Here is a 16,313-nt window from a genome sequence, read left to right as displayed (position 1 = left end):
TGGCTGCGCCACGGGCTCCTCCTTTACCCCGCTGCGCCGGCCACCCCGATCACCGCTGACCTATTGGGTGCAGAACCGTGTGCATGCCATCTTCTCTTCCGGCTCGTGGAACCCGGGCGTTCTGCGCAGCGGGGTAAAGGAGGAGGCGGCACCAGCCGCCGGGGGACACCCGCGGAGCAGAGCGCCCGGGGTCCACGAGCCCGCGAAGTGCAGGCAAGCAAGCCCCGGGAGGAGACTCAGTCCGCCTGCTTGCGCAGGAAAGCAGGAATCTCGAAATCGTCCATGCCACCGGAAGCCAGCGCATCCACCTTGGCTGCGGCCTGGGTGCGGTTGGTGCGCCAGACGCTTGGCACCGCCATGGAGTTGTAGTCCGGCTGAGCCGCACCCGGGCCACCCACAGCGGCGTTCACGGTCGGCACATTGAACGGCACGTTGTCGGTGCCGGTGCGCAGCACCTGCAGCGGAGGCGCCGTGCGGCGCACACCCTGGCGCGACAGGCCCGTCGCCACCACCGTCACGCGCATCTCGTCGCCCAGGGCGTCGTCGTAAGCGGCACCGTAGATCACGTGCGCTTCCGGCGAAGCGTAGGCGCGGATCGTGTTCATCGCCAGCTTGGACTCCGACAGCTTGAGCGAACCCTTGGCCGCCGTCACCAGCACCAGCACGCCCTTGGCACCCGACAGGTCGATGCCTTCCAGCAGCGGGCAGGCCACGGCCTGCTCGGCGGCGATGCGCGCGCGATCCGGGCCGGCGGCCACGGCCGTGCCCATCATCGCCTTCCCAGGCTCGCCCATCACGGTGCGCACGTCCTCGAAGTCGACGTTCACGTTGCCGTACTCGTTGATGATCTCGGCAATGCCACCCACGGCGTTCTTGAGCACGTCGTTGGCGTGGGCGAAGGCCTCGTCCTGCGTGACGTCGTCACCCAGCACTTCCAGCAGCTTCTCGTTCAGCACCACGATCAGCGAATCCACGTTGGCTTCGAGCTCGGCCAGGCCGCTGTCGGCGTTGGTCATGCGGCGGCCACCTTCCCAGTCGAACGGCTTGGTGACCACGCCGACGGTGAGGATGCCCATTTCCTTGGCCACGCGGGCGATCACGGGAGCCGCGCCGGTGCCGGTGCCGCCGCCCATGCCGGCGGTGATGAACAGCATGTGCGCGCCAGCGATGGCTTCGCGGATGTCGTCCACCGCGACTTCGGCCGCGTCGCGGCCTTTCTCGGGCTTGCTGCCCGCGCCCAGGCCGCTGGTGCCGAGCTGGATGGTCTTGTGCGCGGCGCTGCGCGAGAGCGATTGCGCATCGGTGTTGGCGCAGATGAATTCCACGCCCTGCACGCTGCGCGAGATCATGTGCTCGACCGCGTTGCCGCCGCCGCCGCCCACGCCGATGACCTTGATCTGGGTGCCCTGGTTGAATTCTTCAACTTCGATCATTTCGATGCTCATTTGGAAGCTCCTTTTGTGGCCCTTGGAACGGTGTCGCCGGGCAATCTGTCAATACAAAAAATCTGCGGAATCGGGGAATGGCGAGGGCTCATCCAGGCGGCCCGGTGCATTCGGTGCACCGCCCTCGCTGGTGGCGTTCCAGGCTCACGGCGTTGGCCGGCGTGAGGGCCGGGCTCGAAGACAGCGTGTTCGCGTTGTTCATCAGAAGGTCCCCACAAACCAGTTTTTGACCCGCTCGAGTGCGCCTTGCATCGAGCCCGCTTTCTGCGCCACCTTGTGCCCGCGCACGCGCGCCAGGCGCGCCTCTTCGAGCAGTCCCATCACCGTGGCCGCGCGCGTCTGCGCCACCATGTCGGACAGGGCACTGGTGTAGTTCGGAATGCCACGGCGCACCGGCTTGAGGAAGATGTCCTCGCCCAGCTCGACCATGCCCGGCATCACCGCGCTGCCGCCCGTGAGCACAATGCCCGAGGACAGCATTTCCTCATGGCCGGAATCGCGCAGCACCTGCTGCACCAGCGAGAAGATCTCTTCCACGCGCGGCTCGATCACGCCGGCCAGCGCCTGGCGGCTGAGCATGCGCGGGCCGCGATCGCCCAGCCCGGGCACTTCCACCTGCGTGTCCGGGTCGGCCAGCAACTGCTTGGCACAGCCGCTCTCCACCTTGATGTCCTCGGCGTCCTTGGTCGGCGTGCGCAGGGCCATGGCGATGTCGCTGGTGATCAGGTCGCCCGCGATCGGGATGACCGCCGTGTGGCGGATCGCGCCGCCCGAGAAGATCGCCACGTCGGTCGTGCCCGCGCCGATGTCCACCAGCGCCACGCCGAGTTCCTTCTCGTCGTCGGTCAGGATGGCCTGGCTGGACGCCAGCGGGTTGAGCATGAGCTGGTCCACTTCCAGCCCGCAGCGGCGCACGCACTTGATGATGTTTTCGGCCGCGCTCTGCGCGCCGGTGACGATGTGCACCTTGGCCTCCAGGCGGATGCCGCTCATGCCGATCGGCTCTTTCACCTCCTGGCCGTCGATCACGAACTCCTGCGGTTCCACCAGCAGCAGGCGCTGGTCGGTGGAGATGTTGATCGCCTTGGCGGTCTCGATCACGCGCGCCACGTCGGTGGCGCTGACCTCGCGGTCCTTGATGGCCACCATGCCGCTGGAATTGATGCCGCGGATGTGGCTGCCGGTGATGCCGGTGTACACGCGCGCGATGCGGCAGTCGGCCATCAGCTCGGCTTCTTTCAAGGCCTGCTGGATGCTCTGCACCGTGGCGTCGATGTTGACCACCACGCCCCGCTTCAGGCCGTGGCTGGCCGACACGCCCAGGCCCGCGAGCTTGAGTTCGCCGTTGGACTGGACCTCGGCGACCACCACCATGATCTTGGCGGTGCCGATGTCGAGTCCGACCACCAAATCCTTGTATTCCTTGGCCATGATTGCTTCTTGATTACCTACGGGGTTGCGTACGGGGTTGTGTGGCGCCGGGCGGCGTGTCGATGACGGTGGTCACGCCGCGCAGGCGCAGCGCGTAACCATTGGGGTAACGCAGGTCCACGGACTGCAGTGCGCCTGCGTAACGTTCGGTGAGCTGGGCCAGCGTGCCGGTGAAGCGGCGCGTGCGAGCCAGCAGTTCGTCGGGCGTGCCGCGGCCCAGTTCCACCTGGGCACCGCTGTCGAGCTTGGCGCGCCAGGTGCCGCGCTCGGTGAGTTCGAGCCGCTCCAGGCCCAGGTCGAGGCGGCCAAGCTCGGCTTCCAGCAACTGGTAGAGCGACCATACCTGGGCCGACTTCTCGACCGGGCCGGCCAGTTCTGGCAGGCCGTCGCTGTCGTCGGGGCTGGCATCGAACACCTCGCCCAGGCGGTTGACCAATTGGCCCGAGCCCGACTCGCCCCACCAGGCCACGGCCTGGTGCTCTTCCAGCGTCACGCGCAGGCGGTTGGGGAACTCGCGCTGCACCACGGCCTTGCGCACCCAGGGCACGGACTCGAACAGCTGGCGCACCTGCTGCAGGTCCACGGTGAGGAAGCTGCCGTTCAGCCGCGTCTTCATCTGCGACGAGAGCTGGGCGCGAAAGGTCACGGCGTTCTGGTGCGCCACATCGCCGTGCACGGCGATGGCCTTGACCGACCAGATCGGATGGCGCACCAGCCAGGTGGTGAACAGGCCCAGGCTCAGCACGGCGAACACCGCGACCAGGACGTGCGTGACCACGGTCATGAGCTTGACGTCCAGGGGCAGTTCGGTGCTGGGCATGGTGGTGTTCCTGGGCTCAGGCCGCGTGGTCCAGCGAGGCGGTGGCCAGCAGCGCCACGCACAGGTCTTCGTACGACAGGCCCGCCGCCTTGGCCGACATCGGCACCAGCGAGTGGCCTGTCATGCCGGGCGAGGTGTTGATCTCCAGCAGCCAGGGTTTGCGGGTCTTGGCGTCGATCATCACGTCCGCGCGCGACCAGCCGCGGCAGTCCAGCGTGAGGTAGGCCTTGAGCACCAGCGCCTGGATGGCGGCCTCTTCACCTTCGGGCAGGCCGCAGGGCACGAGGTACTTGGTGTCGTCGGTGAAGTACTTGTTCTGGTAGTCGTAGTTGCCTTCGGGCGCCACGATGCGGATCACCGGCAGGGCTCTCGCGTCGGCGCCCGTGCCCAGCACCGGGCAGGTGACCTCGTCGCCCGCGATGAACTGCTCGCACATCACCAGCGGGTCCAGCCTGGCGGCGAGCTCGTAGGCGGCGGCGCATTGCGCCTCGCTGGTCACCTTGGTCAGGCCGATGGTGGAGCCTTCGCGCACGGGCTTGACGATCATGGGCGAGCCCAGCGCCTTGAACGCGGCCAGGGTCTCGTCGGCGCTGTGCACCTGGCGCCAGGCCGGCGTGGCCAGGCCTTCGGCGATCCAGATGCGCTTGGTCATGAGCTTGTCCATGGCCACGCTGGAGGCCATCACGCCGGGGCCGGTGTAGGGAATGCCCATCAGCTCCAGGGCCCCCTGCACCGTGCCGTCTTCACCGAAGCGGCCGTGCAGCGCGATGAAGCAGCGCTGGAAGCCTTCGCGCTTGAGTTCGCCCATCTCGCGCTCGGCCGGGTCGAACGCATGCGCATCGACGCCCTTCGATCTCAGCGCGGCCAACACGCCGTTGCCCGACATGAGCGACACCTCGCGTTCGGCCGAGCGGCCGCCCATCAGCACGGCCACCTTGCCAAGCGACCTGGCATCCACCGTCATTGCACTCTCCTGTTTCATGCGGTTGCTCCCTGCGCCAGCTCGATCACGCGACCGGCCACCGCGCCCACCGTGCCCGCGCCCATGCAGAGCACCACGTCGCCGTCGCGCGCGTTGTCGAGCACGGCCTGTGGCATGGCGGCAATGTCGTCCACGAACACGGGTTCGAGCTTGCCGGCCACGCGCAGCGCGCGCGCCAGCGAGCGGCCATCGGCCGCGACGATGGGGGCTTCGCCGGCCGCGTACACCTCGGCCAGCAGCACGGCATCGGCCTGGCCGATGACTTTCACGAAGTCTTCGAAGCAGTCGCGCGTGCGGGTGTAGCGGTGCGGCTGGAAGGCCAGCACCAGGCGACGGCCCGGGTAGGCACCGCGCGCGGCCGACAGCGTGGCGGCCATCTCCACCGGGTGGTGGCCATAGTCGTCCACCACGGTGCAGCTGCCACCCGAGGGCAGTGCGGCTTCGCCGTAGCGCTGGAAGCGCCGGCCCACGCCCTTGAACTCGGCCAGCGCCTGCCGCACGGCCTCGTCGGGCACGCCCAGTTCCACCGCAATGCCGATGGCGGCCAGGGCGTTGAGCACGTTGTGGTTGCCGGGCAGGTTGAGCACCACGTCCAGGTCGGGCAGCTCCACGCCGTTGCGGCGTTGCACGGTGAAGTGCATCTGCGTGTCCACGGCGCGCACGTTGATCGCGCGCACCTGGGCGTCTTCCGCGAAGCCGTAGCTGGTGATGGGCCGCGCGATTCGCGGCAGGATCTCGCGGATCGCCGCGTCGTCCACGCACACCACGGCCGCGCCATAGAACGGCATCTTGTGCAGGAAGTCCACGAAGGCGGACTTGAGGTTGCCGAAGTCGTGGCCGTAGGTGTCCATGTGGTCGGCGTCGATGTTGGTGACGACCGAGAGCACCGGCAGCAGGTTGAGGAAGGAGGCGTCGGATTCGTCGGCCTCGACCACAATGTACTCGCCCGACCCCAGCTGGGCGTTCGCGCCCGCGCTGTTCAGGCGCCCCCCGATCACGAAGGTCGGATCCAGCTGGGCCGCCGCGAGCACGCTGGCCACCAGGCTGGTGGTGGTGGTCTTGCCGTGCGTGCCGGCGATGGCCACGCCCTTCTTCATGCGCATCAGCTCGGCCAGCATCACCGCGCGCGGCACCACCGGCACGAGCTTGGCGTGCGCGGCCACCACCTCGGGGTTGTCTTCCTTCACCGCGGTCGAGGTGACGATGGCGTCGGCCCCCTCGATGTTCGCGGCGTCGTGGCCCACGAACACCTGGGCCCCCAGCGCCACCAGCCGGCGTGTGACGGTGCTCTCGCCCAGGTCGCTGCCGGAGATGCGGTAGCCCTGGTTGAGCAGCACCTCGGCGATGCCGCTCATGCCGGCGCCACCGATGCCGACGAAGTGGATGTGACGGATGGCGTGCTTCATGGATTCGGGACTTTCGCGAGTTGCTCGCAGGCGGACACCACGGCCGCCACGGCTTCGGTCTTTTGCATCTGTTTGGCCTGGGTGGCCATGGCCACCAGTTGCTCGCGCTGCACGGTCTGCAGGGTTTGCGCGAGCCGCTGGGGGGTGAGTTCGGTCTGGGGCACCAGCCAGGCGGCGCCGGCATCCACCAGGAAGCGGGCATTGGTGGTCTGGTGGTCGTCGACCGCCGAGGGGAACGGCACGAACAGCGCGGCCGCGCCGACGGCGGCGATCTCGGTCACGGTGCTGGCGCCGCTGCGGCAGACGATGAGGTCGGCGTCGGCGAAGGCTTGCGCGGTGTCGTCGATGAAGGGCGTGAGCTCGGCGTGGATGCCGGCGGCGATGTAGTTGGCGCGCAGCGCATCGATCTGCTTCTCGCCGCTCTGGTGCGTGACCTGCGGCTGCTGCACCTTGGGCAGCAGCGCCAGCGCCTGCGGCACCACGTCGTTGAGCGCCTTCGCGCCCAGGCTGCCGCCCACCACCAGCAGGCGCAGCGGGCCGCTGCGGCCGGCGAAGCGCTCGGCCGGTGCGGCCTGGCGCAGGAAAGGCGTGCGCAGGGGGTTGCCCACCCATTCGCCCTTCTTGAACACGTTCGGGAAGGCGGTGAACACGCGGTCGGCCACACCGGCCAGCACCCGGTTGGCCATGCCGGCCACCGAGTTCTGCTCGTGCAGCACCAGCGGCTTGCCGGCGAGCACGCCCATCATGCCGCCGGGGAAACTGATGTAGCCGCCCAGGCCCACGACCACGTCGGGCTTGACGCGGCGCACCACCTGCAGCGACTGCCAGAAGGCGCGCAGCAGGCGCAGCGGCAGCAGCGCGACCGTGACCAGCCCTTTGCCACGCACGCCACCGAAATCAATGGTTTCCAGCGCGAAACCGCGCGGCGGCACCAACCGGCTCTCCATGCTGCCGGGTGCACCCAGCCAGTGCACGCGCCAGCCGCGCTCGCGCAAGGCTTCGGCCACGGCCAGGCCGGGGAAGATGTGGCCGCCGGTGCCTCCAGCCATGATCAGGGCGCAGGGCAGCATGCCAGCCCCCACGCTGCGCCGCTGACGCGGGTCGCTGCCCCCCAGGGGGGCGTTCGCTTGCTCGGGGCGGCCCAGCGCTGCGCTCATCACGACCGCCCTCCCTTCATCATCTGGCGGTTTTCGTAGTCCACGCGAAGCACGAGCGCGATGGCCACCAGGTTCAGCAGGATGGCCGAGCCGCCGTAACTCATCAGGGGCAGCGTCAGGCCCTTGGTGGGCAGCGCGCCCAGGTTCACGCCGATGTTGATGAAGGCCTGGAAGCCCATCCACAGGCCCACCCCCTGCGCCACCAGGCCGGCGAAGACCTGGTCGAGCGCGATGGCCTGGCGGCCGATGTGCATGATGCGGCGCGTGAGCCAGAGGAACAGCGCGATCAGCACCACCACGCCGAGCAGGCCGAACTCCTCGCCGATCACGGCGAGCAGGAAGTCGGTGTGCGCCTCGGGCAGCCAGTGCAACTTCTCGACGCTGCCGCCCAGGCCGACGCCGAAGATCTCGCCCCGGCCAAAGGCGATCAACGAATGGGAGAGCTGGTAGCCCTTGCCCAGGGCGTGCTCCACGCTCCAGGGGTCGAGGTAGGCGAAGACACGCTGGCGGCGGAACTCGCTGGTCATGACCATGAGCGCGAATGCGCCCACCACCACCAGCGCCATCAGGAAGAACATGCGCGCGTTCACGCCGCCCAGGAACAGGATGCCCATGGCGATCACCACGATCACCATGAAGGCGCCCATGTCGGGCTCGGCCAGCAGCAGCATGCCGACCACGCCCACGGCCACCGCCATCGGGGCCACGGCGTGGAAGAAGCGTTCCTTGACCTCCATCTTGCGCACCATGTAGCTGGCGGCGTAGAGCAACACGGCCAGCTTGGCGAGTTCGGAAGGCTGGAAGTTCATGATGCCCAGCGAGATCCAGCGGCGCGCGCCGTTCACGCCCCGGCCGATGAAGGGCAGCAGCACCAGCGCAAGCAGCACCAGCGCCAGCGCGAACAGCCAGGGCGCCATCTTTTCCCACGAGCGCAGCGGGAACTGGAAGGCCACCATGGCCGCGATCACGCCGATCACCATGGAAATGCCATGCCGCAGCACGAAGTGGGTGTGGGCGTAGTTCTGGAAGCGCGGGTTGTCGGGCAGCGCGATGGAGGCGGAATACACCATCACCAGGCCCCAGGCGAGCAGCGCCACCACCACCCACAGCAGGGGCTGGTCGAAACCGAGTTCGCGCACCGCGACGTTGCGCGTGCCGGCGTAGGTGCGGTTGGACAGGCGCACCGGCAGGTCGTCGCGTGAGCCGCCGCCGGCGAGCGCGCCCGCAAGGTCGCGGCCGGGCCAACGCGGCACCATGCCCGCGAGGGCGGCGCGAATGCGTTCGCCCCAGGGCGCGCGGTTGGCCTGGGCGGCGGCGGTGGTTTTCCTCTTCACAGTCCCCCCTCCAGGCTCAGGCCCTGCTCGGCGGCCAGGGCGTGCACCGCTTCCACGAACACGCGGGCGCGGTGCATGTAGTTGTCGAACATGTCCAGGCTGGCGCAGGCCGGCGACATCAGCACCGCATCACCCGCGCGGGCCTGCTGCGCACAGAGCGCGACGGCGTCGGGCAGCGTGGTGGCGTCGAACTGGGGCACGCCGGCCTCCTGCAGCGCGGCGCCCACGGCCTCGCGGATGCGGCCGGCGTCGCGGCCGATGTAGACCACGGCGCGCGCGAAGCGGGCCAGCGGCTCGGCCAGCGGCAGGAAGTCCTGACCCTTGCCATCGCCACCCAGGATGACGACGAGCCGGCGGTCCACGCCCAGACCGCGCACGGCCGCCAGCGTGGCACCCACGTTGGTGCCCTTGCTGTCGTCGAAGTATTCGACCTCGTCGAGGATGGCCACGGGTTCCACGCGGTGCGGCTCGCCGCGGTACTCGCGCAGGCCGTGCAGCATGGGACCGAGCGCGGCACCGGTGGACGTGGCCAGCGCGAGCGCGGCCAGGGCGTTGGCCGCGTTGTGGCGGCCACGGATGCGCAGCGCGTCCACGGGCATGAGGCGCTGGTAATAGATCTCTTCCTCTTCTTCGGCGCTTGACTGGACCCCCACGCTTGTCGCTTCGCGTACTGCGCTGCCCCCCGAGGGGGCTGCCGTGTCTTGGGGCGGCCCGGCGACACGGCGCCGCGGCTTGCGCGTTTCGTCCAGCGCCAGGGCGCGCACCAGCCAGGCCATGCCATTGACCGACTCGATGCCCCAGTCGCCCGCGCGGGTGGGCGCGTCCAGGCCGAAGCTGGCCCAGGGACGCGCGCTCTGCTGGCGGTTGCGGTTGCCCACCTTCACGGTCACCAGGCCGGGCTGCATGCCCATCACCAGCGCATCGTCGCGGTTGAGCAGCATCAGGGCCTGCGCGCCGAACACCGCTTTCTTGGCCAGGGCGTAGGCGGCCATGTTGCCGTGCCAGTCCAGGTGGTCTTCGGTGAGGTTGAGCACCGTGGCCGCGGTGGGCACGCCGTCCCAGTCGCCGCCGGCGGTGCGATCGAGCTGGAAGCTGGAGAGTTCCAGCACCCAGGCCTGGGGAAGGTGCGCCGGCTGCGGGGGTTCCAGGGGCGGCGGCACGAGCTGGGTCGGGCCTTCGTCTTCTGCCTCGGCGTCTGCCGGGGCCACGGCTTCATCGGCCTCGTCGATCGCGGCATCCGCGTCTTGCTCGGGCGCCGCCTCGGCTTCGACGGCCACGGGGGCCTGCGTGGCCACCTGGGCCTGCGCTTCGGCCTGCGCCTGCGCTTCTTCGGCCGCCGCGCGTTCGTCGTCGGCCGCCTGCGCCACCGCTTCGGTGTCGAGCGCGGTGGACAGCACATCGAGCAGGGCCGGGCCGATGTTGCCGGCCACCGCCACGTTCAGGCCGGCGCGCTGCAGCAGCAGGCCGGTGAGCGAGGTGACGGTGGTCTTGCCGTTGGTGCCGGTGATGGCCAGCACCTTGGGCTTGTACGGCAGGCGCGCGCGCTGCGAGAGTTCGCGCAGGGCGCGGGCGAACAGGTCGAGCTCACCGACCACGGCCACGCCGCGCTCCGTCGCCCAGCCGAACACGTCCTGCAGCATCTCGGGCGCCAGGCCCGGGCTGCGCGCGATCAGGTTCCATTCGGCGCGCGCCAGCAGCGTGTCGTCGAACGGGCCGGCCACGAAGCTGGCGTCCGGGCACTCGGCGCGCAGCACCGCCAGCTGGGGTGGCGTCTCGCGCGTGTCGGCCACGGTCACGCGCGCACCCTGGCGGACGCACCAGCGCGCCATGGACAGGCCGGAGGCACCCAGACCGAGGATGAGGACGTGCTGTTCGTTCATCGCAGTTTCAGTGTGGACAGCCCCACGAGGCACAACAGCATGGTGATGATCCAGAAGCGCACGACGACCTGCGTCTCCTTCCAGCCCTTTTTCTCGAAGTGGTGGTGCAGTGGCGCCATCTGGAACAGGCGACGACCGGTGCCGTAGCGCCGCTTGGTGTACTTGAACCAGCTCACCTGCAGCATCACCGACAGCGCCTCGACCACGAAGATGCCGCCCATGATGGCGAGCACGATTTCCTGGCGCACGATGACGGCGATGGTGCCCAGCGCGCCGCCCAGCGCGAGTGCACCCACGTCGCCCATGAACACCTGCGCCGGGTGGGTGTTGAACCACAGGAAGGCCAGGCCCGCGCCGGCCATGGCGGCGCAGAAGATCAGCAGCTCGCCCGCACCGGGGATGTGCGGCAGCAGCAGGTAGCGCGCGAACACCGTGTTGCCGGTGACATAGGCGAACACGCCCAGCGCCGAGCCGACCATGACCACCGGCATGATGGCCAGGCCGTCGAGGCCGTCGGTGAGGTTGACGGCGTTGCTCGAACCGACGATGACCAGGTAGGTCATGATCACGAAACCGAACACGCCCAGCGGGTAGCTGATTTCCTTGAAGAAGGGCACCAGCAGGCCGGCCTGCGGCGGCAGGTCCACGCTGAAACCCGAGCGCACCCAGGCGACGAAGAGTTCGAGCACGCGCAGGTTGCTGGACTCGGACACGCTGAACACCAGGTAGAACGCGGCCACCAGGCCGATCACCGACTGCCAGAAGTACTTTTCGCGCGAACGCATGCCTTCCGGGTCCTTGTGGACCACCTTGCGCCAGTCGTCCACCCAGCCGATGGCACCGAAACCCAGGGTCACCAGCAGCACGATCCACACGAAGCGGTTGGTGAGGTCGAACCACAGCAGCGTGGACAGCGCGATCGAGAACAGGATGAGCACGCCGCCCATGGTGGGCGTGCCGCCCTTGCTCAGGTGGGTCTGCATGGCGTACTCGCGGATCGGCTGGCCGATCTTGAGCGCGGCCAGTCGGCGGATGAAATACGGGCCCGCCACCAGGCCGACCAGCAGCGCGGTCATGGCCGCCATCACGGCGCGAAAGGTGAGGTACTGGAACACCCGCAGGGATCCGAATTCGGGCGACAGGCCTTGCAGCCAGAGGGCCAGGCTAGGCAGCATGGGCGTTGTCCTTCTTGTCTCTTGTTTGAGTGGGGTCCAGCGCCAGCAGCGCCTGCACCACGCGTTCCATGCGCATGAAGCGCGAGCCCTTGACGAGCACGCTGCGGAACACCGGCCGGTCGTCGGTCACAGCAGCGCAGACGGCGCCGGCCATGGCGGGCACTTCGACCCAATGAATGATTTTGGGCAGGGGCTCGCTGGCCTGGCGCATCCAGTCGCCCGCGACATGCACAGCCTCGATGCCGCGCGCCAGGGCGTGGCGCAGCACCTCGTCATGGAACGCCAGGCCCTGTTCACCGACCTCGCCCATGTCGCCCAGCACCAGCAGGCGCGGCGCGGGCAGCTCGGCCAGCACGTCGATGGCGGCACGCACCGAGTCGGGGTTGGCGTTGTAGGTGTCGTCGATCAGGGTGACGTGGCGGTCGTTCACGCGCAGCGCGAGGGCGCGCGAGCGCCCTCCCACCGGTTCGAACGCGTCCAGGCCTCGCACCACGGCGTCCAGCGGCACTCCGGCGGCCAGGGCGCAGGCGGTGGCCGCCAGGGCGTTGCGCACGTTGTGGCGGCCGGCAATGCGCAGGCGCACCGCGGCCTCGCCCAGCGGCGAGGCGAAGCTCAGCGCCCACGCGCCTTCGGCCCATTCGGTCTTGAGCGCCTTCACATCGGCGGCCTCGTCGCGGTCGCTGAAGGTGATGATCCGCCGCGCTCCGGCGAACTCGCGCCACAGCGGGGCATAGGTGTCGTCGCTCGGGAACACGGCCACCCCGTCGGCGCCCAGCGCCTGGATGACCTGCCCGTTCTCGCGTGCCACGGCTTCCACCGTGGCCATGAATTCCAGGTGCTCGCGCTGCGCGTTGTTGACCAGCGCCACCGTGGGCAGCGCCAACGCGGCGAGTTCGGCGATTTCGCCCGGGTGGTTCATGCCCAACTCCACCACCGAGAGGCGGTGCGCGGCGGTGAGGCGCAGCAGGGTGAGCGGCACGCCGATGTCGTTGTTGAAGTTGCCCTGGGTGGCATGCGCGGCCTCGCCCTCGGCGGCGCGCAGGATGGACGCGATCATCTGCGTGACCGTGGTCTTGCCGTTGCTGCCGGTCACGGCGATCAGCGGCAGGTCGAACTGGCTGCGCCAGCGGCGCGACAGCTCGCCGAGCGCGCGCCGGGTGTCGGGCACTTCCACGCCGGGCAGGCCGGCCTCGGCCAGGCCCTGGTGGGCGATGGCGGCCAGCGCGCCCTGCCCTTTCGCCTGCGGCAGGAAGTCGTGTGCGTCAAAGCGCTCGCCCTTCAGGGCCACGAAGAGGTCGCCCGGCTGCAGGCTGCGGGTGTCGGTGTGCACGCGGGTGAACGGCAGATCAGGCTGGCCGACCACGCGGGCGCCGTCCAGCTGCGGCAGGAGCTGGCCCAGGGTCTTCATGCGTGAGCCCCCTGTCCATGGCGCTGCGCCAGCGCGGCGCGAGCTTGCTGCAGATCGGAGAATGGTTTCTTCACGCCCATCACGTCCTGGTAGTCCTCGTGGCCCTTGCCGGCGATCAGCACCACGTCGCGCGCGTCGGCGCGCGCCACCGCCAGGGCGATGGCCTGGGCGCGGTCGGGTTCGACCAGCGCGGCATCGGAAGACGACAGACCCGCCACCATCTGGCGCAGGATGGCCATCGGGTCTTCGCTGCGCGGGTTGTCGCTGGTGAGCACCGGGCGCTGCGCCTCGCGCTCGGCGGCCGCGGCCATCAGCGGACGCTTGCCGGCATCGCGGTCACCGCCGCAGCCCACCACCACCCAGAGCGCGCCGCCGCGCTGGCGCGCCAGCGGTTGCAGGGCTTGCAGGGCCTTTTCGAGTGCGTCGGGCGTGTGCGCGTAGTCCACCAGCACCAGCGGCTGGCCAGGCTGGCCGACCGCGGCCTGCTCCATGCGGCCGGGCACGGGCGTGAGCGCGGCGCAGGCCTGCACGGCGTCGGCCAGGGGCACGCCGAGGGCGCGCGCGCTGGCCAGCACGCACAGCAGGTTGGACAGGTTGTAGCGGCCCACCAGCGGCAGGCTCAGCGCGTGCTGGGCCAGGGTGCGGCCGCGCGCATCGCGCTCGCCGACCTGCAGGGCCATGCCGCTGTCGGTGAAGGCCAGATCCTGCGCGAACAGGCGCGCGCGGCCGTGGTGGCCGGCTTCGATGGCCACGGTCCAGAGGTCCAGCCCCCGGCGGGCGAGCGTGGCGGCCAGGTCCGCGCCGCGGGCGTCGTCGATGTTGACCACCGCGCTGGCCAGGTCCGGCCAGTCGAACAGCCCGGCCTTGGCGGTCCAGTAGGCCTCCATGCTGCCGTGGAAGTCGAGGTGGTCCTGCGTGAAATTGGTGAACACGGCCACGCGCAGTTGCGTGGCGTTGAGCCGGCCTTCGACAATGCCGATGGACGAGGCCTCGATGGCGCAGGCCTTCAGGCCGGTGTCGACGAAGCGGCGCAGTTCGGCCTGCAGCATGACGGGGTCGGGCGTGGTCAGGCCGGTGGCGACCAGCGGTCGTTCCGCCTGGCCGGGCTGGGGCGGGCGCCCCATGCCCAGCGTGCCGATCACCGCGCAGGGTTTGGCGCAGAAGGACAGCAACTGCGCCGTCCACCAGGCGGTGGAGGTCTTGCCGTTGGTGCCGGTGATGGCCACCATGTCGAGGGCGGCGCTCGGCATACCGTGGAACACGCTGGCGATCGCGCCGGCCGAGGCCTTGAGGCCCGGCACCGCCAGCACGCGTTCGTCGTCGAAGCCATAGCTTGATGCGCCCTCGTGCTCCACCAGTGCCGCGGCGGCGCCGGCCTGGAGCGCGCCCGCCACGAAGCGGCGCCCGTCGGTGGCCGCACCCGGCCAGGCCACGAAACCATCGCCCGCGCCCACGCGGCGGCTGTCGCAGTGCAGGGCACGCACGCCGCGCTCGCGCAGCCAGTCGGCCACGGCCTGGGGGTCCTGGATGGTGCGCAGCATCAGAACGACTCCTCCACCACGTGGGTGACGATCTGCGGCTTCACGTTGATGTCGGGCTGCACGCCGAGGATGCGCAAGGTCTGCTGCACGGTCTCGCTGAACACCGGCGCGGCCACGAGGCCGCCGAAGTACTGCCCGTTGCTGGGCTCGTCGATCATCACCGCGACCACGATGCGCGGCGCTTCCACCGGCGCCAGGCCCACGAACCAGCTGCGGTACTTCTTCTCGGCGTAACCCTTGCCTTCCTGCTTGTGCGCGGTGCCGCTCTTGCCTCCCACCGAATAACCCATGGTCTGGGCGCGCGATCCGGTGCCGCCCGGGCCGGCGGCCAGGCCGAGCATCTGGCGCACGGCGATCGAGTTCTTCGCGCTGAACACGCGCACACCGGCGGTCTGGGTGTCGGACTTCTGCAAGGTCAGGGGAATCAGCTCGCCGTCGCGCGCGAAGATGGTGTAGGCCTGCGCCAACTGGAACAGCGAGGCCGACAGGCCGTAGCCGTAGCTCATGGTGGCCTGCTCGATCGGGCGCCAGGTCTTGTAGGGGCGCAGGCGGCCCGTGACCGCACCAGGGAACGGCACCTGCGGCTTCTGGCCGAAGCCGGCCTGCGCGTAGGTTTCCCACATCTCGCGCGGGCTCATCTGCATGGCCATCTTGACCGTGCCCACGTTGCTCGACTTCTGGATCACCTGGGACACGGTGAGCACGTCGTTCGGGTGCGAGTCGCTGATCGTCGAGCCGCCGATGGTGATGCGGCCGGGCGCGGTGTGGATGGGGGTGTTGGGCGTGACCAGGCCCTTTTCCAGCGCCAGCGCGGCGATGAAGGGCTTCATGGTCGAACCGGGTTCGAAACTGTCGGTGAGCACGCGGTTGCGCAGCTGCTCGCCCGTGAGGTTCTGGCGCCGGTTGGGGTTGTAGCTGGGGTAGTTGGCCAGGGCCAGCACCTCACCCGAGACCGTGTCGAGCACGATCACGCTGCCGGCGTGCGCCTTGTGCGCCAGCACCGCGTCCTTGAGCTTCTGGTACGCGAAATACTGCACCTTGCTGTCGATGGACAGCTGCAGGTCGGGGCCGTCCACCGGCGGCACCACGTCGCGCACATCCTCGACCACGCGGCCGAGCCGGTCCTTGATCACGCGGCGCGAGCCGCTCTTGCCGGCCAGCTGCTGGTTGAACGCAAGTTCCACGCCTTCCTGACCGATGTCTTCCACGTTGGTGAAACCCACCACGTGCGCAGCAGCCTCGCCCTCGGGGTACTGGCGCTTGTACTCGCGGCGCTGGTAGATGCCCCTGATGCCGAGCGCTGCGATCTCCTTGGCCACCGGATCGTCCACCTGGCGCTTGATCCAGACGAAGGTCTTGTCGTCATCGGCCAGGCGCTTGCGCAGGTCGGCCAGCGGCATCTCGAGCAGCTTGGCGAGCTGGCGCAGCTTGGGCTCGGCGCGGTCCACGTCTTCGGGAATCGCCCAGATGCTTTGCGCAACCACGCTGGACGCGAGGATCAGGCCATTGCGGTCGAGCACGCGGCCGCGGTTGGCCGGCAGCTCCAGCGTGCGCGCGAAGCGCACTTCACCTTGGCGCTGGAAGAAGTCGTTGCCGAACACCTGCACGTAGGCGGCGCGGCCGGCCAGGCCCGCGAAAGCCACGGCCAGCGCGGCCACGATGAACTTGCTGCGCCACACCGGGGTGCGGCTGGCCAGCAGGGGGCTCGCGGAGTAGTTGATGCTGCGGCCCATG

Annotated in this window: 12 protein-coding genes; all 12 read right to left on the bottom strand. The window is 69.5% G+C overall.

Features of this window, described 5'->3' with window-relative positions:
- Window positions 1-236: 236 nt before the first annotated feature.
- Window positions 237-1,445, bottom strand: coding sequence for a cell division protein FtsZ (gene ftsZ / locus ACODTB_RS03875; protein ID WP_382154587.1), 1,209 nt, complete (start codon window positions 1,443-1,445; stop codon window positions 237-239).
- A gap of 201 nt (window positions 1,446-1,646) precedes the next feature.
- Window positions 1,647-2,876 (bottom strand): cell division protein FtsA, encoded by a 1,230-nt coding sequence (gene ftsA, locus ACODTB_RS03870; RefSeq protein WP_291118114.1) that lies wholly within the window; start codon window positions 2,874-2,876, stop codon window positions 1,647-1,649.
- A 13-nt stretch (window positions 2,877-2,889) separates the two neighbouring features.
- Window positions 2,890-3,696 (bottom strand): cell division protein FtsQ/DivIB, encoded by an 807-nt coding sequence (locus ACODTB_RS03865; protein WP_291118111.1) that lies wholly within the window; start codon window positions 3,694-3,696, stop codon window positions 2,890-2,892.
- Between the two features lie 16 nt (window positions 3,697-3,712).
- Window positions 3,713-4,678, bottom strand: coding sequence for a D-alanine--D-alanine ligase (locus ACODTB_RS03860; RefSeq protein WP_291118108.1), 966 nt, complete (start codon window positions 4,676-4,678; stop codon window positions 3,713-3,715).
- Window positions 4,675-6,084: a UDP-N-acetylmuramate--L-alanine ligase gene (murC, locus tag ACODTB_RS03855; RefSeq protein ID WP_291118106.1), complete on the bottom strand. Its 1,410-nt coding sequence runs from the start codon at window positions 6,082-6,084 to the stop codon at window positions 4,675-4,677. The genes ACODTB_RS03860 and murC overlap by 4 nt, the downstream gene beginning before the upstream one ends.
- Window positions 6,081-7,154, bottom strand: coding sequence for an undecaprenyldiphospho-muramoylpentapeptide beta-N-acetylglucosaminyltransferase (gene murG, locus ACODTB_RS03850; RefSeq protein WP_291118122.1), 1,074 nt, complete (start codon window positions 7,152-7,154; stop codon window positions 6,081-6,083). The genes murC and murG overlap by 4 nt, the downstream gene beginning before the upstream one ends.
- Window positions 7,155-7,240: 86 nt before the next feature.
- Window positions 7,241-8,497: a putative lipid II flippase FtsW gene (gene ftsW, locus ACODTB_RS03845; protein WP_291118120.1), complete on the bottom strand. Its 1,257-nt coding sequence runs from the start codon at window positions 8,495-8,497 to the stop codon at window positions 7,241-7,243.
- 74 nt (window positions 8,498-8,571) lie between these two features.
- A complete protein-coding gene (locus tag ACODTB_RS03840; RefSeq protein WP_291118103.1) occupies window positions 8,572-10,455 on the bottom strand; it encodes a Mur ligase family protein in 1,884 nt (627 codons plus the stop codon).
- Window positions 10,452-11,630: a phospho-N-acetylmuramoyl-pentapeptide-transferase gene (mraY, locus tag ACODTB_RS03835; protein ID WP_291118099.1), complete on the bottom strand. Its 1,179-nt coding sequence runs from the start codon at window positions 11,628-11,630 to the stop codon at window positions 10,452-10,454. The genes ACODTB_RS03840 and mraY overlap by 4 nt, the downstream gene beginning before the upstream one ends.
- Window positions 11,620-13,038 carry a UDP-N-acetylmuramoyl-tripeptide--D-alanyl-D-alanine ligase gene (locus ACODTB_RS03830; protein WP_488929110.1) on the bottom strand — a complete coding sequence of 473 codons (1,419 nt, stop codon included), beginning with the start codon at window positions 13,036-13,038 and terminating at the stop codon, window positions 11,620-11,622. Before ACODTB_RS03830 ends, mraY begins: the two co-directional genes overlap by 11 nt.
- Window positions 13,035-14,579 (bottom strand): UDP-N-acetylmuramoyl-L-alanyl-D-glutamate--2,6-diaminopimelate ligase, encoded by a 1,545-nt coding sequence (locus ACODTB_RS03825; protein ID WP_291118093.1) that lies wholly within the window; start codon window positions 14,577-14,579, stop codon window positions 13,035-13,037. Before ACODTB_RS03825 ends, ACODTB_RS03830 begins: the two co-directional genes overlap by 4 nt.
- Window positions 14,579-16,312, bottom strand: a complete 1,734-nt coding sequence (locus ACODTB_RS03820) for a peptidoglycan D,D-transpeptidase FtsI family protein (RefSeq protein ID WP_291118090.1) — start codon at window positions 16,310-16,312, stop codon at window positions 14,579-14,581. The genes ACODTB_RS03825 and ACODTB_RS03820 overlap by 1 nt, the downstream gene beginning before the upstream one ends.
- Window position 16,313: the final 1 nt, after the last annotated feature.

The sequence above is a fragment of the Hydrogenophaga sp. FG152 genome (genome assembly GCF_057809615.1).
The sequence above is the reverse complement of the archived record's forward strand: the minus strand, read 5'-3'. Positions and strand labels throughout refer to the sequence as shown.